This is a genomic window from uncultured Flavobacterium sp. (assembly GCF_951805225.1).
Classification (GTDB): domain Bacteria; phylum Bacteroidota; class Bacteroidia; order Flavobacteriales; family Flavobacteriaceae; genus Flavobacterium.
Genome location: NZ_OX638201.1, coordinates 5,574,685 through 5,600,113 on the forward strand (window position 1 = coordinate 5,574,685; position 25,429 = coordinate 5,600,113).

The 25,429-nt window shown below is 32.4% G+C and carries 27 protein-coding genes; 17 read left to right on the top strand and 10 right to left on the bottom strand.

All coding sequences use genetic code 11. From position 1 onward, the window contains the following. Window positions 1-39 precede the first annotated feature (39 nt). The 5 genes from WN975_RS23205 to WN975_RS23225 form a co-directional block, all read right to left on the bottom strand. Window positions 40-2,781, bottom strand: a complete 2,742-nt coding sequence (locus WN975_RS23205) for a POTRA domain-containing protein (protein WP_337968544.1) — start codon at window positions 2,779-2,781, stop codon at window positions 40-42. Then, window positions 2,714-3,454 carry an isoprenyl transferase gene (locus WN975_RS23210; protein WP_099712786.1) on the bottom strand — a complete coding sequence of 247 codons (741 nt, stop codon included), beginning with the start codon at window positions 3,452-3,454 and terminating at the stop codon, window positions 2,714-2,716. Before WN975_RS23210 ends, WN975_RS23205 begins: the two co-directional genes overlap by 68 nt. Before the next feature lie 4 nt (window positions 3,455-3,458). Continuing rightward, window positions 3,459-4,151 carry a DUF6089 family protein gene (locus tag WN975_RS23215; protein ID WP_337968545.1) on the bottom strand — a complete coding sequence of 231 codons (693 nt, stop codon included), beginning with the start codon at window positions 4,149-4,151 and terminating at the stop codon, window positions 3,459-3,461. A 173-nt stretch (window positions 4,152-4,324) separates the two neighbouring features. After that, a complete protein-coding gene (locus WN975_RS23220) occupies window positions 4,325-5,209 on the bottom strand; it encodes an NAD kinase (protein ID WP_337968546.1) in 885 nt (294 codons plus the stop codon). A 109-nt stretch (window positions 5,210-5,318) separates the two neighbouring features. Continuing rightward, a complete protein-coding gene (locus tag WN975_RS23225) occupies window positions 5,319-5,978 on the bottom strand; it encodes a CBS domain-containing protein (protein WP_337968547.1) in 660 nt (219 codons plus the stop codon). 116 nt (window positions 5,979-6,094) lie between these two features. Here WN975_RS23225 and WN975_RS23230 point away from each other — a divergent pair, with 116 nt between their 5' ends. The 3 genes from WN975_RS23230 to WN975_RS23240 all read left to right on the top strand — a co-directional run bounded on the left by WN975_RS23230 (window position 6,095) and on the right by WN975_RS23240 (window position 10,168). Then, window positions 6,095-6,808 (top strand): pyridoxine 5'-phosphate synthase, encoded by a 714-nt coding sequence (locus WN975_RS23230; protein WP_337968548.1) that lies wholly within the window; start codon window positions 6,095-6,097, stop codon window positions 6,806-6,808. A gap of 228 nt (window positions 6,809-7,036) precedes the next feature. Beyond that, complete coding sequence (locus tag WN975_RS23235; RefSeq protein WP_337968549.1) at window positions 7,037-9,313, top strand: TonB-dependent receptor; 2,277 nt, start codon at window positions 7,037-7,039, stop codon at window positions 9,311-9,313. A 3-nt stretch (window positions 9,314-9,316) separates the two neighbouring features. Then, window positions 9,317-10,168, top strand: coding sequence for a DUF4249 domain-containing protein (locus tag WN975_RS23240; protein ID WP_337968550.1), 852 nt, complete (start codon window positions 9,317-9,319; stop codon window positions 10,166-10,168). Window positions 10,169-10,219: 51 nt separating this feature from the next. Here the strand turns inward: WN975_RS23240 and WN975_RS23245 are convergent, their stop codons facing one another. Continuing rightward, the gene (locus tag WN975_RS23245; protein WP_337968551.1) at window positions 10,220-11,563 is read right to left on the bottom strand and encodes a hypothetical protein; all 1,344 of its coding nucleotides are present in this window, start codon (window positions 11,561-11,563) and stop codon (window positions 10,220-10,222) included. A gap of 221 nt (window positions 11,564-11,784) precedes the next feature. On the opposite strand from WN975_RS23245, the gene WN975_RS23250 reads away from it, so the two are divergent. From WN975_RS23250 to WN975_RS23280, 7 genes are all read left to right on the top strand, one after another. Then, a complete protein-coding gene (locus WN975_RS23250; RefSeq protein WP_337968552.1) occupies window positions 11,785-12,549 on the top strand; it encodes an alpha/beta fold hydrolase in 765 nt (254 codons plus the stop codon). A gap of 48 nt (window positions 12,550-12,597) precedes the next feature. Further along, window positions 12,598-13,086, top strand: a complete 489-nt coding sequence (locus WN975_RS23255; protein ID WP_337968553.1) for a YdcF family protein — start codon at window positions 12,598-12,600, stop codon at window positions 13,084-13,086. A 45-nt stretch (window positions 13,087-13,131) separates the two neighbouring features. After that, on the top strand, window positions 13,132-13,476 hold the full coding sequence (locus WN975_RS23260) for a phage holin family protein (RefSeq protein WP_337968554.1): 345 nt from the start codon (window positions 13,132-13,134) through the stop codon (window positions 13,474-13,476). A gap of 118 nt (window positions 13,477-13,594) precedes the next feature. After that, on the top strand, window positions 13,595-14,917 hold the full coding sequence (locus WN975_RS23265) for a trigger factor (RefSeq protein WP_337968555.1): 1,323 nt from the start codon (window positions 13,595-13,597) through the stop codon (window positions 14,915-14,917). A 378-nt stretch (window positions 14,918-15,295) separates the two neighbouring features. After that, the gene (clpP, locus tag WN975_RS23270; protein WP_089054473.1) at window positions 15,296-15,970 is read left to right on the top strand and encodes an ATP-dependent Clp endopeptidase proteolytic subunit ClpP; all 675 of its coding nucleotides are present in this window, start codon (window positions 15,296-15,298) and stop codon (window positions 15,968-15,970) included. A 167-nt stretch (window positions 15,971-16,137) separates the two neighbouring features. Then, the gene (gene clpX, locus WN975_RS23275) at window positions 16,138-17,370 is read left to right on the top strand and encodes an ATP-dependent Clp protease ATP-binding subunit ClpX (RefSeq protein ID WP_337968556.1); all 1,233 of its coding nucleotides are present in this window, start codon (window positions 16,138-16,140) and stop codon (window positions 17,368-17,370) included. 117 nt (window positions 17,371-17,487) lie between these two features. Further along, the gene (locus WN975_RS23280; RefSeq protein WP_337968557.1) at window positions 17,488-18,156 is read left to right on the top strand and encodes a murein L,D-transpeptidase catalytic domain family protein; all 669 of its coding nucleotides are present in this window, start codon (window positions 17,488-17,490) and stop codon (window positions 18,154-18,156) included. A 155-nt stretch (window positions 18,157-18,311) separates the two neighbouring features. On the opposite strand, the gene WN975_RS23285 is transcribed toward WN975_RS23280, so the two are convergent. Next, window positions 18,312-19,277, bottom strand: a complete 966-nt coding sequence (locus WN975_RS23285) for a helix-turn-helix domain-containing protein (RefSeq protein WP_337968558.1) — start codon at window positions 19,275-19,277, stop codon at window positions 18,312-18,314. 140 nt (window positions 19,278-19,417) lie between these two features. On the opposite strand from WN975_RS23285, the gene WN975_RS23290 reads away from it, so the two are divergent. From WN975_RS23290 to serB, 7 genes are all read left to right on the top strand, one after another. Then, window positions 19,418-19,828 (top strand): glyoxalase/bleomycin resistance/extradiol dioxygenase family protein, encoded by a 411-nt coding sequence (locus WN975_RS23290; RefSeq protein ID WP_337968559.1) that lies wholly within the window; start codon window positions 19,418-19,420, stop codon window positions 19,826-19,828. A gap of 2 nt (window positions 19,829-19,830) precedes the next feature. Continuing rightward, window positions 19,831-20,253 carry an SRPBCC domain-containing protein gene (locus WN975_RS23295; protein ID WP_337968560.1) on the top strand — a complete coding sequence of 141 codons (423 nt, stop codon included), beginning with the start codon at window positions 19,831-19,833 and terminating at the stop codon, window positions 20,251-20,253. 43 nt (window positions 20,254-20,296) lie between these two features. Beyond that, entirely contained in the window at window positions 20,297-20,701 is a 405-nt protein-coding gene (locus WN975_RS23300; RefSeq protein WP_337968561.1) for an SRPBCC family protein, read from the top strand. A 151-nt stretch (window positions 20,702-20,852) separates the two neighbouring features. Further along, window positions 20,853-21,260, top strand: coding sequence for an extradiol dioxygenase (locus tag WN975_RS23305; protein ID WP_337968562.1), 408 nt, complete (start codon window positions 20,853-20,855; stop codon window positions 21,258-21,260). Window position 21,261: 1 nt separating this feature from the next. Further along, entirely contained in the window at window positions 21,262-21,699 is a 438-nt protein-coding gene (locus WN975_RS23310) for an SRPBCC domain-containing protein (RefSeq protein WP_337968563.1), read from the top strand. An 80-nt stretch (window positions 21,700-21,779) separates the two neighbouring features. Beyond that, a complete protein-coding gene (locus WN975_RS23315; RefSeq protein WP_337968564.1) occupies window positions 21,780-22,223 on the top strand; it encodes a VOC family protein in 444 nt (147 codons plus the stop codon). Window positions 22,224-22,487: 264 nt separating this feature from the next. After that, window positions 22,488-23,714 (top strand): phosphoserine phosphatase SerB, encoded by a 1,227-nt coding sequence (serB, locus tag WN975_RS23320; protein ID WP_337968565.1) that lies wholly within the window; start codon window positions 22,488-22,490, stop codon window positions 23,712-23,714. Window positions 23,715-23,981: 267 nt separating this feature from the next. Here serB and WN975_RS23325 read toward each other — a convergent pair whose 3' ends face one another. From WN975_RS23325 to WN975_RS23335, 3 genes are read right to left on the bottom strand one after another with little or no spacing between them, the layout of a single operon-like run. Next, window positions 23,982-24,227 (bottom strand): redox-active disulfide protein 2, encoded by a 246-nt coding sequence (locus WN975_RS23325; RefSeq protein ID WP_337968566.1) that lies wholly within the window; start codon window positions 24,225-24,227, stop codon window positions 23,982-23,984. A 44-nt stretch (window positions 24,228-24,271) separates the two neighbouring features. Further along, on the bottom strand, window positions 24,272-24,868 hold the full coding sequence (locus WN975_RS23330) for a Zn-dependent protease (protein WP_337968567.1): 597 nt from the start codon (window positions 24,866-24,868) through the stop codon (window positions 24,272-24,274). 21 nt (window positions 24,869-24,889) lie between these two features. After that, window positions 24,890-25,399, bottom strand: coding sequence for a DUF695 domain-containing protein (locus WN975_RS23335; RefSeq protein ID WP_337968568.1), 510 nt, complete (start codon window positions 25,397-25,399; stop codon window positions 24,890-24,892). Window positions 25,400-25,429 lie beyond the last annotated feature (30 nt).

Genomic DNA, 25,429 nt, shown 5'->3' on the forward strand with positions numbered 1-25,429 from the left:
ATTACTTTATTTGGAAATTTTTAACCAATTTTAATTTATCTAGAACTGTTGTCCTATGATAAAGTGTGTCTCCCAACCATTTGGTTTATTACTTGGCATTCCTGGTGCAGCATCAAATCCGTATCCGAAATCAATACCTAACAATCCAAATGCTGGCATAAATACACGTAAACCAGCACCTGCTGAACGGTATAAATCAAATGGGTTGTAATCTTTAAACGTTGGATATGATGATCCAGCTTCTAAAAACGTTAATGCATATATAGATGCTGACGATTTTAATGTAATTGGATAACGTAATTCTAAAGAGAATTTGTTATAAATCGTTGCTCCAATTTGATCTCCGTTAGCATTTACAGGAGTCAAAGAGCTGTTTTTATACCCTCTTAATCCTATTGTTTCTCTACCATCCATTGAGTATTGAGCCATTCCGTCTCCTCCTAAATAGAAACGTTCAAATGGTACAACTCCTCTTGCCTGATCATAAGCTCCTAAGAAGCCAAACTCAGTTAATGTTCTTAAAACTAATTTACCATACACTTTAGTATACCAATCAGCTTTAAATTTAATTTTATAATATTCTAACCAATTATATCTTTTCTGATCCACTTTACCCTGATCAGTATCTGCACTTGCATAATCAGATCCAACACTTACAGTACCAATAGTTTCTGCTTTAATATAATCACCATTGTTTAATGGTTTTCCATCTGCTCCAGTAGTTGATGCTGCTGTCCATCTTGATTTGTATTCTTTTTCATTTGCTAAATCTCCATAGTTTATACCATTAAATAATGAGTATGGAGGCGTAATTTTTGCAGAAACACTAAATTCAGAACCGTATGTCGGGAAGATCGGGTTAACCCCTTTATTACTTCTCGAAAGACCAATTGTGTATGCTAAGTTTCTTGATGCTCCATTACCAAAGGTAAACAAACCTGTGTTATAATTATTCAAATCATAATGTTGGTAACTTACAGATTGAGACAATACAAAATAATCATCCGGCACTGTTAGTCTTTTCGCTAAACCAACTTGAATGGTAAAAATATTAAAACTTTTGCTTTTGTCAACACTTCTGGTGACATAATTATTAAGAAATTGTTTACTATATGAAATGGATGAACTAAACTGTACTGGTTTTTTTCCTCCAAACCATGGTTCAGAAAATGATAAACTGTATGTTTGGAAATAAGTACTTCCTTGTAAACGAAGTGCTACTTTTTGTCCATCTCCCATTGGTAAAGGCTTGTAAGCTTCTTTATCAAAAAGTTTTCTGGCAGAGAAGTTATTAAAAGATAGTCCTAATGTACCAATGAAACCTCCACCACCGTAACCTCCTTGAAGCTCAACCTGGCTAGATCCTTTTTCTACAACATTGTATTCAATATCTACAGTTCCGGCTCCGGCATCTACGTTTTTGAATTTTGGCTCGATTGCTTCAGGATCAAAGAATCCTAATTGTCCAATCTCACGAATAGTTCTAACTAATTGTTCTTTACTATATTTTTCTCCCGGCTTAGTTCTTAACTCACGATAAATTACGTGGTCATTTGTTTTGTCGTTTCCAACAACCGAAATTTTATTGAAATAAGCAATAGGACCTTCAGTAACTCTAATTTCAAAATCAATTGTATCGTTTACTGTTTTTACCTCTACAGCATTGATGTTAGAAAACAAGTAACCGTTGTTTTGGTATAAGTTTGTTATATCTTCTGCGTCTGGTTTTGATTTATCAGCAATTCTTTTTTCAAGCAAAACACCATTATAGGTTTCACCTTTTTTAATTCCTAAATAACGATTTAATAATTGATCAGAGTAAACGGTATTTCCTAAAAACTTAATATTTCCGAAGTAATATTTGTTTCCTTCTTCTACATTAATTTTAATGGCAAGCATTTTCTTCTTCTTATCATAAGAGACAGAATCATAGATGATACGTGCATCACGAAATCCTTTTTCTTTATAGGCAGAAACGACTTTTTCTAAGTCGGTTTTATATTTTTCAGGAATAAATTTTGAAGCTTTTAAAACGCGAAGTACGTTTTTTTGCTTTGTATCTTTCATGGCGCCTCTTAACTGTGAGTCTGTAAGTTGCTTATTGCCAATGAAATCAATACTGCTTATTTTTACTTTGTCACCTTTGTCAACCCGAACGAGCATGTTAACCTGATGTCCGTTTATAGTATCGGGAGTAGTGGTAATCGTAACTTTGGTGTTATAAAAACCGTCTTTTTTGTATTTATTTTCGATATAATTTTTAGTGGTAGTAATTAAATTCTCGTTAACAATTTTACTTTTGGTTAAGTTGTTATCTTTAATTAATCCTTCGACTTTACTTTTCTTAATACCAACAAATTTTACTTCATTTAGTTTAGGAAGTTCGACAATATTTAAATCTAAATAAATACTATCGTTTTCTACCTTATTAATATAGAAGGCAATTTCGTCGAAAAGACCAAGTTTGCCTAATTTTTTAATAGCGCCACTGATTTCTTCACCAGGTACGGTTATTTCCTGCCCTTTTTGAAGGCCTGAAAAGGTAACTACGGTTTGTTCATTGAAACTTATTTTACCAACAACAGAAACTTTAGCAAGAATATATTTTTTTCCTTGATCAAAAGGAACTCTATCTTGTGCTTTTATTTGTGAAAAACTACCCAAAAGAAGTAGGGTAAGGGCTATTTGTACTCTTTTTTGTAACACTAAAAAATTATTTAATTTGTTCACTGGTTTTTCCAAATCTACGTTCTCTTTTTTGATAACTAATAATAGCCTCATATAAATCTTGATCTTTAAAGTCTGGCCACAAGACATTAGTAAAATATAATTCTGCATAGGCTATTTGCCATAGCAAAAAATTACTTATTCTATGTTCTCCACTTGTTCGTATTAATAAATCTACGTCAGGTAAATTTTGCGTGTAAAGATGCTCATTTATAATTGAATCGTCAATAGTGTCTATTGAAATTATATTATTTTTAACTTTATCGCTGATGATTCTAACGGCATTTACCAATTCTTCTCTTGATCCGTAACTTAAAGCTAGTGTTAGCGTGAGACGCGTATTGTTTTTGGTTTTATCAATTACATCAAGAAGTTCTTTTTGAGCAGATTTTGGTAACTTCTCAAGATTACCAATTGCATTAAGTCTGATGTTGTTTTCCTGTAAAGTAACTAACTCTTTTTTTAGGGAATTGATCAGTATTTTCATTAAAGCTTCAACCTCCAGTTTTGGACGATTCCAGTTTTCTGTAGAAAAAGCATATAAGGTAAGATACTCAATACCTAATTTGGCACAAGTTGTAATTGTTTTTTTGACAGATTTAGTCCCGTTTTCGTGGCCAAAAGCTCTTAAAAAGCCTTGTTGTTTAGCCCAACGACCATTTCCGTCCATAATAATGGCCAAATGTTTGGGTAAGTTGGTTTGATCTATAGAGTCTAGTAAATTCATTTTATTAATATGCGCAATAGCAAGGTTTTTGTCCAAAGGTATAGGTTAAAGTAATACCTGAAAAGACATACCAGTCATTATTATTTAAATTTCCGAATTTCTTGAAATTCGGGTTATTTGTATCAGGATTACTTCCGTCAATATCGTCTGTAAAAGTGTAGCGAACTCCAACTTCAGCGCCTAAAACCCAATGTGGATCAATATTCGATTTTATACCTAATATTATAGGTATAGCAAATGAACCGGATCTTTTCGATTGAGTTATTATACTTGGGTTAGTTGCTTGTCGATACAACTCATCATACCTAAAGTAACTTAATCCTGAAAATAGATAAGGAGTAACTTTTGGATGATAGTCGTGCAAATTAAAATCAAAAAAATTAAATTCTAAACCGGCAGATAATTCTTGTATAGTATTTTCAAAACTATAACCTCTTTTGTTTCGTCCTGTTTCTTTAGAATCGTAATCATTTCCAATAACTTTTGACTGTGTATAAGAAAAACGATAAGAATGGCGAGGACTCTTGTTCCATTTGTATAAAACACCAAAAGCCGGTTTCTCCGGAGCTATATAGGTTGTATTTCCTACGTCTCCAACAAAGTTACTTCCACCAAGAAAAACACCAATCTCATTGATTTGAGCATTTAGTGTGATAAAGGGGAAAAAACATAACAATAAATTAAAAATTTTCTTCATTTAATTCAAAATTGCGTGCAAATATAATAATTATCGATACGAATCAACGTTGCTTTAGTTAAATGTGCTTTTTTTTAAATTTACGATATGAATTTCAGACATTTAATGAAGATTCGATACATGCAGAACGAGAAAAAGTAGTATTATCGTATAGTGAGATGTCAGAAAAGGACTTAGTTTCTTTTGTCCTCTCCCCAAAGTAGCTTATTTCTAAGTGTTTTCAGGAAAGTTTCGCCAGGAATCTCTACCATTTTTATTTTAAAGTTTGTTTTTGTAATCGTCAAAATTGATTCATTTTTTACAGAAGCTATTCTGGAATCCAATGAAACTAAATATTGATCTTCTCGCCCGGACACACGAAGTTTAACTACCGTATCATCAGGAATAACAAGAGGTCTTGCTGTTAAGTTATGAGGAGCAATTGGTGTTATTACTAAGCTTTTGACATCTGGAGTTAATAATGGACCACCACAACTCAAAGAATATCCGGTAGAACCCGTAGGAGTTGAGATAATTAAACCGTCTGCCCAATAAGAATTTAAATATTCATCGTTTAAATACGTTTCAATAGTCACCATCGATGTAGTATCTTTTCGGCTCACGGTAACTTCGTTCATTGCAAAATTTAAATCTTCAATAGCTTCGTTTTTTGGATCGCAAGTCAGGCTTAGTAAAGTTCTTTCGGAAGTAGTGTAATTTTTATCGATCACAAATTGCAAAAAGCTATCAATGTTTTCTTTTTGAACAGTAGCCAGAAAACCTAGTCTTCCGGCATTGATTCCTAAAATAGGCACGCCAGAATCACGAACCAAAGTTGCAGCTCTCAAAATGGTTCCGTCGCCACCAATACTAATAAGCATTTCAAAACTATTATCTAAAGACGTGCTAGCCGAAAAAGTCTCGTATTGATTGTCAACGAGCTGTTTTTCATGAAGCATTTTCAGGAAATTTTCTTCAATTACCATTTCAACGTTATTGGAATTGAAGAATAAAAAAATGTCCTTAATAATAGGTTCCGTACTGTTTTGATAATACTGTCCGTATATGGCTACTTTCATTTTTGTTAATTAGATAATTTGGCAATGTGTCAATTAGATAATTTGGCAATATGTCAATTAGATGAATTCAGAAATTATCTAATTTTCTAATTGACACATTATCTAATTTTTATATATTAAGATACTTGTCTAAGTAGTCTGAACGTTCTTTTAAGCTATTAATATAAGCGTCTTCCTGATGTTCTGAGATAATTTCGTAATTGTAGCGTCTAAAAGTCTGAATGATTTCGTTCATTGGCCCAACGCCAATTTTTATCGTGATTTGAATATTTTCTAAATCAGCTTCAGATATAAAACAGCCTAAGATTTTACCATTATTACTCTCAACAATTTGAGTAACCTGACCCATAGAATAATCTAAAAGACCTTTTTGGACAATAATTATTCCGCCTTGTTCTTTTAAAAATGGAGTTTCCTGAAAGAATTTCATGATATCTTCCATTTCATAATAGCCAATATAGCTGTTATTTTCGTCAAGAACCGGGATTACATTAGTGTGATTTTTGGCAAAAACTTCCAAAACATCCAGCCAAAGCATCGATTTTCTGGCAAAAAAACGTTCCAGAGTATATTTATAATCGATGGCTTTTTTATCCGTGTCAAAAGTTTCAACATCGTCAGAAGCGATACTTCCAATGAAAATTCCGTTCTCCAAAACCGGAAAATGCGAAAAATTCAAATCCGCAAAAAAGTCCTGAACAGATGCTATCGTTTCCTGACTATCAATCGCTCTGAAATCATTGGTGATATAATTCGTAATTTCTGTCATAAATCAATTGAAGATATTTGATGCAAAATAATCAAAAAATAGCAAAAACTGCTACGTTTTACTTTGTATTTTTGTCGTAACAAATATAGTGTTACTAGAATTAATTATCTATTTATATGACAAAGTTAAGTGTAAATATCAATAAAATTGCAACCTTAAGAAATGCACGTGGCGGAAATGTCCCTGATTTACTAAAAGTAGCTACAGATATTCAGAATTTCGGAGCACAGGGAATTACCATTCATCCTCGTCCGGACGAGCGTCACATTCGTTATCAGGATGCGCGTGATTTAAAAGCGATCGTACATACCGAATATAATATTGAAGGAAATCCGCAGCATAATTTTATCGATTTAGTATTAGAATGCAAACCAACGCAAGTAACTTTAGTTCCTGATGCAGTTGGAGCAATAACATCTTCTGCCGGTTGGGATACCATAAAAAATGAAGCTTATTTAATCGAAGTTGTTCAGGAATTTAAACGTAACGGAATCAGAACTTCGATTTTCGTAGATCCCGTTTTAGAAATTATCGAAGGCGCCAAAAAAACAGGAACTGATAGAATCGAATTATATACCGAAGCTTTTGCGCATCAATATAGTTTGGGGAATAAAAACGGAATCGATCCTTATGTCGAAGCCGCAAAACTGGCAAATGAATTAGGTTTAGGAATCAACGCCGGACATGATTTAAGTTTAGACAATGTTCAGTTTTTCAACCAAAATATACCGGGATTATTAGAAGTTTCTATCGGACACGCTTTAATTTCAGAAGCACTTTATCTGGGATTAGATAATGTTGTAAATATGTATTTGAATAAATTGAAATAATATAAAAACGATTAGGGCATGACCCGCAGAAAAAGCGGGTCGGGCTATTCGTTACAATCTTCTATTTTTAAAGAAAAAATAGAAGGATTTTCACTACTATCCCTCATGCGGCATTCTGGTCGCGATAATCTTTTCTGGGTACAAGTTTAAACCCCAAAATAAAATATTTGCATCACCTGAGAATTGGTTTATAATTGATTACTTTCGCACTTTTCTTATTAAAATCAAGTGCCGAAATCAATAATTATCCTTTTTTTGTTCTGTTTTTCCAATGTATTTGCGCAAACTAAAGCCACTATAATTGGAAACATAAAATCTCCCGAAAACGAAAACCTTGTTGGTGCAAGTATTTCTTTCCATACAAACAATCAGAATTACTATGCAATATCAGATTCTGTTGGATATTTTTCGCAAAATATTCCTTTAGGAAAAGTCGAAATAGCGATTAACCAATTAGGATATTTAAAAAAATCAATTCATTTTGATTTTGTAAAAGACACTTTAATTTCGATAGTTTTAGAAAAAGATATTTCAATCTTGAAAGAAGTTATTATTGCTAATGACAAAAAAAGCGGAATCACGACTTTGTCCGGCGGTAAATTATCTTTCAATCTAAAAGAATTATCATCAGTTCCAACTGTTTCAGGAACCACAGATATTATAAAACTTTTGCAATTAACGCCAGGAGTTCAGAATTCCGGAGACGCAAACGGATATTTATATGTAAGAGGCGGAGATCCGGGACACAACGCCATTTTGTACAACGGAACTCCCGTATATGGAATGTCACATTTATTGGGTATTTTTCCTTTTTATAATACAGACCATATTAAGGAAGTAGAATTTGATAAATCAAGTTCAAATGCAAAATATGGCGGACGTTTAAGTTCAACTACACTTTTGATTCCCAACAAAAAAGTACCAACAGAATTTGGAATACAAGGAAATGTCGGGATTCTCGCATCACAAATAAGTGTGGCGGTTCCGGTGGCTAAAAATTCAGGATTTTATATCTCTGGACGAAAAACCTATATTGATGAAGTAGTCGGGCCATTTTTGAAATCCGGATCAAAAGAAAAGAATGTTCAGGAAATGAAATACGGATTTTCAGACGGAAATATTACCTTTCTTTCTCAGATTTCAAAAAAGAATTTATTTTCTATTGATGCCTTTATTAGCGGAGACGAACTAAAAGTTAAAGATGGAAATCTAGCTTTAAGAACCAATTTAAAATGGAGTAATTTTATAGTTTCTCCAACTTTGGTCACCACATTTTCGCCTAAAGTAAGCATGTCAAATTCGGTTTATTTCAGTCAATATTCTAATGATTTAGACATGGAACAAGCTACAATTCAGTTTCGGGTTTCTTCTTATGTAAAAGATTTTGGGTTCATAAATTCAGTTCGTTATTTCGTTAAGAATATTCCTTTCGAATCAGGTTTGCAATATGTATATCACGATTTACAGCCTCAGAAAGTAAATGTTGAAAATCTGACAACCAATAATAATATATCTCAAAATGGTATAATTAATGCCAATGAAGCAGCTGTTTTTACAACGGCAAAACCAAAGATATTTGAGAATCTTATTGCAGAATTAGGACTTAGAATCAACTATTATACTTCAGGAAAAGATTCATATTTGCATTTTCAACCTCGTGTCGTGTTGAATTATTATCCAAACGACAAATATTCGTTTTATGCTTCTTATAATAGACAATATCAATATTTAAGTATGGTTACAACTTCGAGTGTGGGAATTCCGACAGATTTCTGGATCGCAAGTTCAGATGGAATAAAACCACAATCGTCAAACGAATTTTCGATTGGTTCAAATCAAAATATTTCAAGAAACTATAGCTCTTCGTTTGGAGGATTTTATCGCTCAATGAAAGATTTATTGGAATATCCTTATGGAATAACTCAGTTTAACGAAACCACAACGCTTAAGAATGATTTGTTAGTTGGAAAAGGAAAAGCATACGGATTTGAAATGATGTTGAAAAAAAGCAACGGAAAATTTACAGGTTGGTTGAGTTATACTTTAAGTTGGTCTGATCGAAATTTTGATGAACTGAATAACGGCAATACTTATTTTGCGAAATACGATCGTCGTCATAATCTTTCTTTAGTTGGAATGTACGATTTGAATCCAAAATGGAATTTTGGACTAACGCAGATCTTTAGTTCCGGAAACCGATTTACTTTACCAACTTCATGGTATTTTATAAATAATAATCCGGTCAAAGAATATTCAGAATATAATAATGCTCAAATGCCAAATTATATCAGAACGGATGTTTCTGTGAATTACTTTTTACTGAAAACTAATAAAAAAGAAAGTGCTTTGAATTTTTCGATTTATAACGCCTTAAACATACAAAACCCCATTTATGTGGTTTTAAATGTTCAGGTAAATGAAGATAAAAGCAATGTAATTGTAAAACAGGAAAAAAAGGTTTTGTATCGAAGATTGCCTTCAATAAGTTGGAGATTTAAATTTTAAAAGATGAAAAAATATATAGTGTTTCTTTTGATTTTGGTAGTAATAAGTTGTTCAAAAGATGATTTTAGCGATCATAGCATGGAGTCTAAAGTCGTAGTTGAAGGCTGGATCGAAGAAGGTGATTATGCTCAGGTTTTGTTATCGAGTAGTATTCCGATTACCGACGCTATTGATTCTACAAATGTTTTGAATCACGTCATCAGATCTGCAAAAATCACAATTTCTGACGGTAAGATATCAGAAGTTTTAAAAGTTAAAAATGACAAAAACAGAGTGCCGCCATTTGTGTATTTTGGATCAACATTAAAAGGTGAAGCCGGAAAAGAGTATACGCTTAAAATTGAATATTTAAATCGTGTAATCGAAGCGGTAACAAAAATTCCAAAAAGTGTAGAGCTCAAAAGTGCTGAGTATATTAAAAAGGTTGCTACAGATACTACAGGATATGTTTTTGTAAAATTTGATGATCCTGTAAACGAAAAAAACTATTATCAGATTGCAACAAAAATCGATGGTGAAGAACCTATTTTTGTTCCTTCGTTTTATGGTAATTTAGACGATAAAAACTTTACTAAAGCTGAGGTTTCAGTACAAATAAATCGAGGCGTTATACTTTTTCCAAAAACAAAATTCACACCTTATTTTGCAGATGGAGATTTGATTCATGTAAAGCTAAGAACGCAAAATAAAGACGCTTTAGATTTCTGGAACAGTTGGCAAAACGAAATTGTAAATAGTAAAAACCCAATATTTCCAGCAAACGCAAGTTTGAAATCTAATATAAAAGGCGGAATCGGAATTTGGGCAGGATATGGTCAAAGTACTTTATTGGTAAAAACACCTCCAAAAAAATAAAGCCGATTTGAATGATTTCAAATCGGCTCTAATTATAATTTTAAAAAGCTATTATTTGTTGAATGCTTTTATGAAATCATTGAATTTAGTGTTTAAGTTCTCAAAACCTTCTGAGAAGTAAACGCCCATTGCAACTTCAGTATTATCGCTGAATTTTAAATAGTATACTTCTATAAGATAAGGTTGAGAAAACATTTCTCCAGTACCATCATTTGACCAGTAACCACCATCAGCATTCCAAACAGGTAAGAGGAAAGTATGATCATCACCGTCTTTTTCTGAGTGTTGTATAACATCTGCAATTTTAGTTCCGTCTTTTTTAGAAACTAAGATTAACTTCATGTTTTTGTTGAAGCTAGCTACACTACCTTCTGAGTATTTTTTCTCATATGCATTCAAAGCAGTATAGTATGCTTTGTAGTCGCTGTTTGCTTGATTCCAAGCTGGACGAACAGGACGAGTGTTAGCTTTTTCAAAAGCAGCATCATCAGCGGCAGCAGTAGCTAAATCCATATCAGCAACAATTACAAAATTGTCCATTAATGTGATTAATCCATTTGCTTTTCCTCTGTATTGGATAAGTTCGTCATTATCAATTAAATTGTCAATGTTTGCAGTACTTCCAGTATTAAAATCAACTAAATTTTTTCCGTTATAAGTAAAGCTAGCTTTTGCAGTATTTTCAGCACCTTTTTTACCGCTCATTTCCCAAGTATAACCATCATTTAAAGTTATTTTGTAAGCAAACTCGTCAGGAGATTGGTTTTTACTAGAATATTTAGCAGTTTGTGTAAACGTTGCAGATGAGTTACCATCAATTGTTAAAGTTGCATCTGATGACGAAGGAAGAAAGATTGAGTCAAAGATTTCCTGCATTCCATTATTATTGGTAATGTAACCATCATAAAATTTAACTTTCACATCAGAAGAAACTCCTTTTGCAGAAAGTATTGCATTGTTTGCAGTTTGAGATGATTTAGCAGGGAAAACAAATTTCAATTCTGTAGTAGAAGCTGTTTTAACCCAAACTTTTTCAGTATTATTCCAAGTATAGATACCGTAAACTCCAGAAACGTTTATGATGTCTTCAACTTTATTGTTATTTTTTCCGCCAAAAATGTCAACCTGACTCAAATCTAATAATCTGTTAAGGTTTTCGATAGCTTCAATAGCGCTTGAACTTTTTGATTTGTCTAATTGAGTTAGCATATCATTAGCTTCAGCTTCTAATTTTAATTTTTGGTCAGCAGGACTTAATTTTGAGTAAGGTTGCTTAACAATGTTTGCAATTTGTTCTGCTAGAGTTTCATCTTTAGTATCAGAGCTATCATCGCTAGAACATGAAATTGTTAGTTGAGAAACAACTAATGATAATAAAAGAAATTTTTTAATCATGGATGTGGTATTTAATTAGTGTATTAAATCAAGTTTTTGATTTGATTTTTAAGCACGCAAGGTACCTTACGAAATTTTAATATGCATACGGGAAACCGTAAAAGGGTGAACTTTTTTTTAATATAATAAGATTAAAAAACAACCTTATAGAAGTTGTTCGATTAGAGATTGATAGATAAGTTTTTTACCTTTGTGATCAGTTTTTTAAAACCCAAATACAAATGTTATACTCAAAAATAGAAGGCGAAGGAAAACCATTTATCATCATGCACGGATTTCTGGGTATGTCTGATAATTGGAAAACACTTGCCGGACAATATGTTGAAGCAGGATTTCAGGTTCATATTTTAGATTTACGGAATCACGGCCGCAGTTTTCATTCAGACGAATGGAGTTATGAGGCAATGGTTCAAGACGTTTTCGAATATTGCCAAGCTAATCAATTGAACAAAATAGATATTTTAGGACATTCAATGGGCGGAAAAGTAGCAATGCTTTTTGCAACGACACATCCTGAAATTGTAGACAAATTGATTGTGGCAGATATTGGTCCGAGATTTTATAAACAACATCATCAGGATATTTTGGCAGGTTTAAACGCAGTAGATTTTTCAGTAAAGCCAAGTCGAAATGATGTTGAAGCAATCGTTGCAGAATATGTATCTGATTTTGGGACACGTCAGTTTTTGTTGAAAAACCTATATTGGAAAGAACCGGGACAATTGGCTTTTAGATTTAATCTTGAAGTTTTCAATAATAATCTCGATGCTATCGGAAAAGCTTTGCCTGAAGGTTTAGTTTTCGAAAAAGAAACCTTATTTATTAGAGGAGGCGCATCAGGATATATTGCAGATGCAGATTTTGATGACATACGTCAGCATTTTCCAAAAGCTAAATTCGAAACTATTCCAAATGCAGGACATTGGCTTCATGCCGAAAATCCTAAAATGTTTTTTGAATTAACGACTGAGTTTTTAAAAGAGTAACCTATTAGTAAAGGTTATTGATTTTGTCAGAATATAAAATTGCAAAAGATGAAAACTTTAGTTGTTCTGGGTTCTCCAAATTCAGATGATGGCAGTCTGGGATATACCGCTTTAGACAGATTGAATTATTGTTTGGAAATTTTTGATCCAACGAATAATTATATTATTTGTACCGGTGGTTTTGGAGAACATTTTAATACAACTAAGAATGCACATGCAACTTATGCAATGAAATATCTGATGGATAAAGGAGTAGAAAACAAAAGTTTTTTAGAACCTGCTTTGTCTGCTAATACAGTTGAAGATGCCGTTATGACAAAGAAAATAATGTTGCATCATAATCTGGATTCACTTGTTGTAATTACTTCGGATTATCATGTAGAAAGAGTAAAGCTGATTTTTGATGAAATCTTAGCCTCTTTTACAATAGAATATAAAGGAGTTGAGCATAATATATCCAACGTTGAAAAAGAAAAACTGTTGGCGCATGAAAAAAAAGCGATCGATGGAATCCTAAATAAAGGATTGTATTATTAAAATTTTGTATTTTTACTTTATACGAAAAAATTAAACTGAAACTTTATGAAATTATTACTTAGACTCCTTGTTACTGCGGGCTTGGTTTTGTTAATTGCTAAATTTTTACCTGGCGTATTTGTTGCTAGTTTTGCTACCTCTTTAATTGTTGCAGTTGTTCTGGGATTGCTTAATCTTTTTATAAAACCTATATTAGTTATCCTGACATTACCCGTAACGGTTATTACTTTAGGTCTGTTTTTATTGGTAATTAATGCGATCATTATTTTATTATGTACCAATATTGTTGATGGTTTTAAAATCGATTCATTCTTGACTGCATTATTGTTTAGTGTTATATTGTCTATTCTTCAGTCTATTACTTATACAATATTAGGAGACGATAAATAAAATAAATATTGAAAGCGTGTTTAAAACGTCTTCAAATACAATAGATTAAAAACTTGGTTGGGTTGCAAAAATTTTATAATTTTGCAACCCAATTTTATTATGTAAATTAAAGAAGAAGATGGATATTAAAAGAGTAGCAACAGATGCTGTGAACGAAACGATTGTATTAAACGTTGTTCACATGGATTATAAAGGTCAGGTAGCAAAAAGAATAAACGAAAAAATGCCATTGGCTACCGTAAAAGGTTTTAGAAAAGGACAAGTTCCTAAAGACCTTGTTGAAAAACAATACGGAAAAGCAATTAAGCAAGAAGAAGTAAAAAAAGTAGTTGATTTGGCTTTAGAGCGTTTTGTTCAATCTGAAAGATTAAATCTTTTAGGAACTCCTCTTGCTAAAGAAAACGAAAACTTTGATTGGGATGCTGAAGAACTAACTTTCGAATACGAAATTGGTTTAGTTCCTAACTTCGAAATTGATTTAGAAGCAAAAAATAATATCGTAAAATATATCGTTACTGCCGATGATAAATTAATCGACGGACAAGTAGAACGTATCCAAAAACAATTCGGAAAAGCAATTCCTCAAGATAAAGTTGAAGCTGATTCAGATTTAACTGGAACTTTCACAAACGAAGAAAAAGGAATCAACAATACAACTACAATTTCAGTTTCTACATTCAACAAAAAAGCAGGTGATAAATTCATCGGTAAAAAAGTTGGTGACGTAGTTACTGTAAGCACAAAAGGTTTATTCGAGGATGATCACCAATTAATGGATTACCTAAAAGTTGGTCACGATGATGTTCACGGTTTAGATATCGAAGTAAACTTTACTATCGAAGCAATCAACGGAGCAGAATTGGCTGAATTAAACCAAGAGCTTTTTGATAAACTTTTTGGTGAAGGAAAAGTAGCTTCTTTAGAAGATTTGAAATCTAGAATTAAAGAAGATGCTGAAGCTCAATTCGCGCAACAAGCAGATCAAAAATTATTGTTAGACGTTCAGGATTTCTTGATCGAAAACACAAAATTTGATTTACCGTCTGCATTCCTTAAAAAATGGTTACAAACTGTTGGAGAGAAAAAACTTTCTGCAGAAGAAGCTGAAGTTGAATACGCAAGATCTGAAAAAGGATTACGTTTTCAATTAATCGAAGGAAAAGCTATGGCTCAAAGCAATATCCAAATTACATTCGAAGATTTGAAAGCATTTACAACAAACGCAATCAAACAACAAATGGCTCAATTTGGTCAAACAAATCCAACTGACGAAGAAGTTCAGGGAATTGTAGCTAGAGTTTTATCTAACCAAGACGAAGTAAAAAGACTTTCTGAGCAAGTAGTTGCAGAGAAATTGTTAGAAGTGTTCAAAGAAAAAGCAAATCCAACAACTAAAGAAGTAACTTACGAAGAATTTATTGCTGCTTCTTACGGAGAATAATTTCTAAAAAAATAAGTATATTTGAGCGTCAGGAAAAACTTCCTGGCGCTCTTTTGTTTTAAATTAATTTTGATTACTTTTCAGAAGCTAATCCAGCTATCCGTTACAAGTTTTTTCATGACTGCCTTTTTTTGTAAGGTAAAAAAAGAGCTTCCGCTGGTCGCTTTTTTTTACCAACAAAAAATAGTTGCCATTTCAAAAAGCTTTTCACTGCTATCTGGGCTATTTAAGAAGAAAGTTCGAAAACTTGAGACCTGAAACAAAATTAAACCTGAAGCAAATTTTCAAAATAAGACAAATTGACATCCTTTAGAAATAGGTACAACCTTTGATGGAGAATATATACAGTAAATAAAGTAAAACTTAGAACAGACACATATGAACTACGGTAAAGAATTTAAAAAATTTGCTACAAAGCACCAAGGAGTAAACGCTATGTACTATGACAAAATCATAGCAGCAATGAATCCAACAAATATGACTCCATATATTATAGAAGAACGTCAGTTGAATATTTCTCAGTTAGATGTTTTTTCAAGATTAATGATGGACAGAATCATCTTTTTAGGAACAGGTATCGACGATCAAATCGCTAATATCGTTCAGGCTCAGTTATTATTTTTAGAAAGTGCTGACGCATCAAAAGATATTCAAATTTATCTAAATTCTCCTGGAGGAAGTGTTTACGCAGGATTAGGAATTTATGACACAATGCAATACATTAAACCAGACGTAGCGACAATTTGTACAGGAATGGCAGCTTCAATGGGAGCAGTTTTATTATGTGCAGGAGCAGCAGGAAAACGTTCGGCTTTACCACATTCAAGAGTAATGATTCACCAACCATCAGGAGGAGCGCAAGGAGTTGCAACTGATATGGAAATCAATTTACGTGAAATGTTGAAATTGAAAGATGAATTATACAACATCATCTCTCAACATTCAGGACAAACTTTTGACAAAGTACACAAAGACAGTGAGCGCGATTATTGGATGATCGCTGATGAAGCTAAAGAGTACGGAATGATTGATGAAGTATTGAGAAGAGGATAATTTTTGAGTTTCTAAGTTGCTAAGACACTAAGGTTCTTAGTATTCTATTTAATTTGAGATTCAAAAAAATAAAAAAAATATTAAGCTGAAAGATGCTAAGTTTTTAAGTTTTAAAGTAAAAAGCTTAGAAACTTAGTATCTTTGCAGCTTAGTAACTTAAATAAAGAATGGCAAAAGTAGTATTAGAATGTTCGTTTTGTGGAAGAAAAAAGCCAGAAACTAATTTATTAATTGCAGGTATTAATGCACATATCTGTGATAAGTGTATTGAACAAGCACACGGAATTGTATTAGAAGAATTAAAATCAAGCGGAAGCTCGAAACTTGTTGGAGATTTAATTTTAAAGAAACCAAAAGAAATCAGAGCTTTCTTAGATCAATACGTAATTGGTCAGGATCAGACTAAAAAAGTAATGTCAGTTGCGGTTTATAATCACTACAAACGTTTAATGCAACAGCAATTAGACGACGAAGTAGAGATTGAAAAAAGTAACATCATCATGGTTGGTCAAACCGGAACAGGAAAAACATTAGTTGCAAAAACTATTGCAAAAATGCTAGACGTTCCTTTGGCTATCGTTGATGCAACTGTACTTACAGAAGCAGGTTATGTTGGTGAAGATGTCGAAAGTATTTTGACACGTTTACTACAAGCCGCTGATTACGACGTTACAAAAGCAGAAAGAGGAATCGTATTTATTGATGAAATTGATAAAATTGCTCGTAAGAGCGATAATCCATCAATAACACGTGACGTTTCTGGTGAAGGAGTTCAACAAGCTTTATTGAAACTATTAGAAGGAACAGTTGTAAACGTGCCACCGAAAGGAGGACGTAAACATCCGGACCAAAAATTTGTTGAGGTAAATACTCAAAACATCTTGTTTATTGCAGGTGGAGCTTTTGATGGAGTAGAACGTATTATTTCTAAACGTTTAAACCGTCAGGCAGTTGGATATTCTACTTCTAAAAATGTAGACAATATCGACAAAGACAATTTACTTCAATATATTATTCCAAAAGATATTAAAGATTTTGGATTGATTCCGGAGATAATTGGTCGTTTACCAGTTTTAACACATATGGATCCTCTTGATAGAGAAACATTGCGTGCGATTTTGACACAACCTAAAAATGCGTTAATCAAACAATATCAAAAATTATTCTTAATGGATGATGTTGAATTTACGATTACAAACGAAGCATTAGATTTTATTGTTGACAAAGCATTAGAATACAAATTAGGAGCTCGTGGATTACGTTCGTTATGCGAAGCTATCTTAACAGATGCGATGTACGAATTGCCAAGTTCAGACGATAAAGTTTTGACAATCGACAAAGATTACGCAAAACATACTTTGAATAAAAACTTATTGAAGCGAATGGAAATTGCTTCGTAAATCTTGATATTACTTTGTCAAAGTTCAAAACTTTGACAAAGTTTCTTTTAATAACCTGTTCATTTATTTGAGCAGGTTTTTTTTATACTTTTATATTATTATTTCTCTTATCTAATTATGAAAAAAATATTCCTTGTTTTAAGTTTAATGTTGCTTTTATCTTGTAATAAGAATAAAGATATTTCTGAAAATAATTTATCTAGTGCTATAAATACAAACGAAACAACTTCGGAAATAAAACCTCGCAATGAGATTAAAGAAATTAATTACAGCAACTATTATAAAGAAGCAAAGCAATATTGCCAAAAAAATAATCTAAATCAAGATCAGTTTTTTCTAATTGATTTAGGCGTTCATTCCGGTTTAAAAAGGTTTTTTGTTTATGATTTTAAAAACGACAAAATTTCAAAATCTTATATGGTAAGTCATGGTTGTGGTGATAATAAATGGGGTTCAACTTCAACAAAAAATAATGCTTCAATAAGTAATGAATTGGATTCGCATTGTTCGTCTATTGGTAAATTTGTTGTTTTGGATCGCGGTGTAAGTCAATGGGGAATTAAAGTGAATTATATATTACAAGGAAAAGACAACACAAACTCAAATGCAAGAAATCGTGCCATTGTTTTACATTCCTGGGAAGCCATTTCGAGTAATGAAACTTATCCTGAAGGAACTCCTGAAGGTTGGGGTTGTCCCGCAGTTTCAAATGAAAGTATGACAGAAATTGACGCTCTTTTAAAACAAAATAAAAAGGTCTTGATGTGGATTATAAAATCATCGTAGTTTCTTTTTAAAGTGTTTGATAAATTATGAAAATGAAATTTCTAATTTAGTCCTGATCGAAACGATATCCTTTTGTTATGGGTTTCACGACAAAAGATATAGTGTAAAGCAGGACTTAAGGTCTTTTGAAAACCAGATTTCTGCTCCTGAAAAAATTACTGAACCCTAAATTTCTCCCGATATTCAATAGGTTTCATTCCAACCATTTTATAGAATACTTTTCTAAAAGCTTTTGGATCGTTGTAACCTGTTTTTTCGATAATTTCAGAAATTGTAAGCTGTGTTTGTTCCAGATATTTCTTAGAACTTTCGACTCTTATATTTTGTAAATATTCAATTGGCGGAATCCCTGTAACTTGTTTGAATCTTCTTGTCATGTTGCGCGCACTCGTTGGAATATCTTTTGTAATTTCTTCAAGCTTTTCGATCGTATGATATTGACTTTCTATTTTTTGCTGCAGCATCGCAACGAGTGTATCATTATGTAAATGATTAGGTCTAAAAGTGCTAAAATAACTCTGTTTATATCTGTTTAAGTCAATCGAGAAGATTTTTGCAATTTGTACCGCAATTTCATTTCCGCAATATTTCTGAACTAACAGAATCAATAAATGAAATGTTGAGGTAGAACCACCGCTAGTATATAGACTTCCGTCGGCGGTTAAAGTTTCTTCGGGTTTTAGTTTCACCATGGGAAAAGCTTTAGTAAAAGCACTGCAAGCATCAACATGAGTTGTCGCCAGTTTTTCGTTAAGTAAACCCGAAGCGGCAAACAGAAAAGCACCAGTACAAAAACTCGCTAATTCGGCGCCTGATGTATGTTGTTTTTTTAACCACGGAATAAAATTCTTATTCTTAACAATCATTTCACTCATATTATCGGTCGTAAAAGCCGGAATCAAAATCAGATCCAAAGATTCATTCGATTCTTCAATAGCATTCACATCATATCCAAATAAGCGTTTGTCGTTAATCTGTTCAACGGATTGGAAAACCATAATTCCAAACGGTTTTTCATCTTCTTTAGCCAGTTTATTAGCCGTTTCAAAAACTTCTAAAATCGCTGCTATGCTTAATAATTTATAATCATGAGGAATGATTAGACCTACTTTCTTAGTCATCGTGTTGTTATTTTAGAAAAGATTCTTTCCACAAAAATAGATAAATTGTCTTAAATGACCCTAAAGTTGACTTTTAAAGTATCTTAAGCTTAATGTTAATAATCTAATTTTGTCTTAATAATTTGTAATTTTATATAAAAATGGAAACAAAAATTTTCTTAAATCTTCCTGTAAAAGATTTAAATCGGTCAATATCATTTTTTACCCACTTAGGTTTTTCATTCAATCCACAATTTACAAATGACAAAGGAACTTGTTTGATCATAGGTAAAAATATCAATGCAATGTTGTTAGTTGAAGAGTTCTACAAAACATTTACACACAAGGAAATTTGCAATTCAGAAACGACTAATGAGGTAATTATTTCAGTACAAACTGAAAGCCGCGAAAAAGTAAATGAAATCATTGAGAATGCTTTAAAAAATGGAGCGACTGAATATGCCGAAGCCCAAGATTATGGCTGGATGTATTATCGCTCTTTTTTTGATTTAGATGGACATCACTGGGAATTCTCAGTTATAAATGAGGATCAAATTCCGGATAAAATGTAACTATGGAAAATCATAAAATGATAAAAGTTCAAAATTTAATTAATGCTCCAATCGAGAAAGTTTGGGAATTATGGACATTGCCAGAACATATTAAGAATTGGAATATTCCTTTTGCAAATTGGCATACACCTTTTGCAGAAAATGATTTGAAAGTTAATGGTAAATTTAAATTCACAATGGCTTCAAAAGATGGAAAAGAAGGTTTTGATTTTGAAGGAATTTATACTAAAGTCGAAAAATTTTCATTGATAGAATATCAGCTTTTGGATAACAGAATAGCAAATGTTCGTTTTGAAAATTTAGGTTCAGAAACAAAACTCACCGAAACATTTGAACCTGAAGCTACTATTTCTGAAGAAATGCAAGAACAATTTTGCCAGTCAGTTGTTCTGAAATTTAAAGAATACGTTGAAAATTTCGAATAATAAATCAATTAAATAAGAAGTAAACAATAAACAAAAAAATATAATGATAACAGTAAAAAACACAATTAACGCTTCAATCGACAAAGTTTGGCATTTATGGACATTACCGGAACATATTACAAAATGGAGTTTTGCTTCACCGGACTGGCACACGCCTTATGCCGAAAATGATTTACGAGAAGGCGGAACGTTCAAATCTACAATGGCAGCAAAAGATGGCAGCATGAGTTTTGATTTTGGAGGTGAATATACATTGGTAGAAAAACACAAAGCAATTGAATATGTTTTAGGAGACGGAAGAAAAGTAGAGATTAGTTTCAATGAAACCCCAGACGGAATAGAAATAATTGAAAATTTTGATCCTGAAACTCAAAATCCGGAAGAAATGCAACGCGGAGGATGGCAGGCAATTTTAGATAATTTTAAAAGTTACGTAGAAGCTAATTAGTTTTTTTGAGGTTCAAAGAGGCAAAGTTATAAAGGGACAGAGGAAAAAAACTTTGCGACTCTGCGACTTTGCGCGAGCATAAACTTCGCAAGCATCAATTAAATTATCTTACATCACTTATATGGTTTAAAAAACATTAAAACGTAAAACAATGACAAAACAAATTTGGCTGAATTTGCCTGTAAAAGAGGTGGCAAAATCTAAAGCCTTTTTCTCGAAAATAGGATTCTCTTTTAATGAAGAACACGATACGCCAAGTTCGACTTGCATGATCGTTGGTGAAGGAAAATTTGTAGTAATGCTTTTTGAAGAATCATTATTTGCCAGTTTTTCTCAAAATAAACTTACGGATACAAAATTAAGTTCAGAAGTTCTGATTTCAATTGATGCCGAAAGCGCAGTAGAAGTTGACGAATTGGCAAAGAAAGTTGCAGAAGCTGGCGGAACCGTTTTTGCTCCTCCGGCTGAAAGTCAGGGTTGGATGTACGGTTTTGGTTTTGCAGATTTAGACGGTCATCGTTGGAATATACTTTTTATGGATTTTAGTAAATTATCATAATATGGAAACGTTAGAATTTAAAATCAGAATCAAAGCACCGGCAGAAAAAGTCTGGTCAGTTTTGTGGGACGACGAAACCTATAAAAAGTGGACAGGAGTTTTTTGTGAAGGTTCTTATACTATAACCGATTGGAATCAAGGTGATAAAGTACATTTTATGTCTCCTAACGGCGAAGGAATGTATAGTGTTATCGAAACGAAAATTCCAAACGAATATATGGCATTTAAACATTTAGGTGAAATAAAAGACTTTAAAGAAGTACCAATTGACGAAGAAACAAAAAAGTGGAGCGGTGCAATGGAAACGTATCGATTAACTCTGGACGACGAATTTATAGATTTAGTCGCCCAAATTGATACGGTCGAAAAATATATCGATTATTATAAAGAAGTTTTTCCAAAAGGATTAGAAGTTGTAAAAGAGCTTTCAGAGAATTAGAAGATAGAAAATAGAGTAAAGAGGCAAGAGAATAGAGGAAAGAAAATAGATTAACTATAACAAACAAAAAACAAAATATCATGGCAACATCAGTAAACCCTTATTTAATTTTTAACGGAAATTGCGAAGAAGCATTTCTATTTTACAAATCAGTTTTTGGAGGAGAATTTCCGTATATCGGAAAATTTAAAGACATGCCTGCAGACGAAAACGGAAGTTGTCCTGAAGTATCGGATAAAGATGCTAACAGAATTATGCACGTTTCACTGCCAATAGGTAACACCATTTTAATGGGAAGCGATAGTAACGAACAATCAGGCGATGTAGTTTTTGGCGGAAACTTTTCAGTATCTATCAATGTCGAAAGTGAAGCAGAAGCAGACAGAATTTTCAACGGACTTTCGGCAGGAGGAACTATTTATATGCCACTTGGAAAAACCTTTTGGGGCGCTTATTTCGGAATGTTCAAAGATAAATTTGGCGTAAGCTGGATGGTAAACTTTGACGAAAATCAACCAAGCTAAGAGATTTTATTTCCGGTTCAATATTTAAATTCTGCCGAAGATCAGAAGATTTTAAAGATTACTCATTTTAACCCTTAAAATTTTTGACAAATTCTAATAAAAACTAGAAAAGTTAGGTTATTTTAATACTTCGGCATAATTGTTAAATTAATTCAAAAAGCACATTCATATGTGCTTTTTCTTTACAAAAAAAACAAACAATATCCTTTTTTATAAACAATAGATTACCGATTTTTGTCGCTTCTTAAAATCAACAAAGATAAAATGGCAGAAGAGAAAGAAATTATTCTATTAAAAGTTTCAGGACATGATAAACCAGGAGTAACGGCTGGTTTGACAGCTGTATTGGCTGCTTATGATGCTAATATTTTAGATATTGGTCAGGCCGATATTCATGACACACTATCTTTGGGTATTTTATTCGAAGTCGAAGCAGGTTCAAGTTCAGGACCAGTTTTAAAAGACTTGCTGTTTAAAGCTTATGAATTAGAAGTAAAAGTAAAATTTATTCCAATCTCAATTGAAGATTACGAAAATTGGGTAAAAACTCAATCTAAGCAACGTTATATTATTAATATTTTAGGAGAGAAACTTGCCGCTTCGCAATTAGCCGCAGTCGCAAAGTTACTATCCGATCAAAATTTAAATATTGTTTCTATAATAAGATTAACAGGCAGAACATCTGTAGTCGAAAAAGAAGAATATCCACGTTCTTGCATTCAATTGTCACTAACTGGAGATATTGTTGATAAAATTGCCATGACAGCAAGTTTCATGGAGATTTCCAGAACTTTAAATGTCGATATTTCATTTCAGGAAGACAATATTTACAGAAGAAACAGACGTTTAGTTTGCTTCGATATGGATTCAACTTTAATTCAAACTGAGGTAATTGATGAGTTGGCAGAACTAAATGGAGTAGGAGAACAGGTTCGTGCTATTACAGAATCTGCGATGAATGGCGAAATAGATTTTAACGAAAGTTTCAAACAGCGTATGGCATTGTTAGAAGGTTTAAGCGAAGATGTTTTGCAAAATGTTGCCGTAAATTTACCAATAACAAAAGGAGCACATCGTTTGATGAAAGCCTTAAAATATTACGGATATAAAACTGCAATTTTATCTGGAGGATTCACCTATTTTGGAGATTATCTGCAAAAAGAATTGGGTATCGATTATGTTCATGCCAATCAATTAGAAATTATAGACGGTAAATTAACTGGTAAATATTTGGGTGAAATTGTAGACGGTCAAAAGAAAGCCGAATACTTAAAAGCAATTGCCGAAAAAGAAGGAATTCACATCAATCAAACTATTGCAGTTGGAGATGGAGCAAATGATTTACCAATGCTAAATCTAGCCGGATTAGGAATCGCTTTTCACGCAAAACCAAAAGTAAAAGAAAACGCTTCAACCTCAATTTCAAGTTTAGGTCTCGACGGAGTTTTATACTTATTAGGATATCACGATAGATATATTGATATGATGTAGTAAAGGGCTTCGACTTCGCTCAGCCTGACAAAAATAAGTGTCATCCTAAGCGAAGTCGAAGGCTTATGATTTAAAAAGGGTTTTGAAAGCTCTTGCTGAAATAAATAAAAACCTTAGTTTTTCAAAAAAAGCTAAGGTTTTTTTATGGGCATGACCCGCCGAAAAAAGCAGGTCGGGCTATCCGTTTCAATCTTTTGTGTCCGCCGCGGCGGACACAAAAGGATTTCCACTTCTATCCCTCATGCGCGTTAGTGAAATTACAGTTTCTTAATTTTCTCTGGATTTCAATTCTTTTTTAATTTCTGATAAAGTCTTGAAGTTTAAAAAAAGTATAGGCAACAACGCAAAAGGAATAACCAGAGAAGCAGTAAATCCTTTTTTATAAAAAAGAAATATATTGACTACAAATAAGAGAGATAAGATTCCCGCAAATGTATAAGTAGCCATTTTTGAAGTTTTCTGACTTTTAAGTAACTCTTCAGTAGTCATTTCGCTAAATTTTGTGGTTTTCATTATAGTTTGGTTTTGGGTTAATTATATATTTTTAGGGTGAAATATCAGGTTATAGGATTATTTAATTTCCAGCCTTTTCCAATTAAAAAATTTTTACATTTTAAGCAAAAATCAGTTTCTTCATTCAGATGATTTTTTCCTTCGGCATCTCGCATTAAACAAGTTTTTACAGGACAATGAGGTAATCCTTCGGTATGACCTAATTCATGCAGAACGACTTTATAGAATTGTTGGCTTTTATTTTGTTTACTCAATCTAAAATCAGAAACTACGCAGGATTTTCCGGGATGATAACCCAATCCCATAACGCCCCAATCTTTGATTTTTCCTTTGGTTACACTAATATCACGATTCGATAATCCAACAATTACAGAATCTTTGCCAATGTTATTTTTTATTGTTTTGATAATACTGTCCGCTCGATATCTGTTTCGGGGTTGATAATAAGCATTTTCAGGAAAGGGAATATTTTGTCTTAAAACAACATTTGGGTTAATTGTTCTGATTTTATTGAAGACACTTTTTGACTGTTCAATATTGAAATTTCCTAAAGGCTGAATAACAATTATTTTTTGATGTTGCTCTTTTGTATTGGTACAAGAAATAAAAGCAAATATTAATATCAAAATATAATGTCTCATTGTTAATGTTTTCCCTTGTTATTAGTTTTTGTACAACTGGATTGGATAATTTTTTAAAAAACTCCAATCAGAATTATTTTGGCAATCTAGTTTTATTTTTTTGTCTGGATGTTTATTTTTTAACTCATTAAAAAGTTTAGAAATGGCTTTTGAATCTTCCCCATAAAACCAATAATTTCTTTCTCCTCCATAAGTTTCAACTAAAAAAATAATGCCGCAATTTTCTTCATTTTGAAATATGTTTATTACTTCGAGATCAAAATCCATAATAGATTTATTATATTCAGATGTTGGTAATCCTTTATCTTTAATACTCTCGAATTCATGAGTTATATTAATTAATTCAGGATATTTTGATTTGTACTCCCAAATGTTTTTATAATTTGGAATCCTTAAATATAATGGAAGTCCTTCATATTCAGTTCGACTTGTTAGCCATTCCATTTTTTCAATTGTTTTATTTTGACAAAATGAAGTTGTTGTTATAGCAACAAAGAGTAAAATAAATATCTTTCTGATTTTACTTTTCATTTTAATTTGTGAAAATTTGTAAAATTCGTC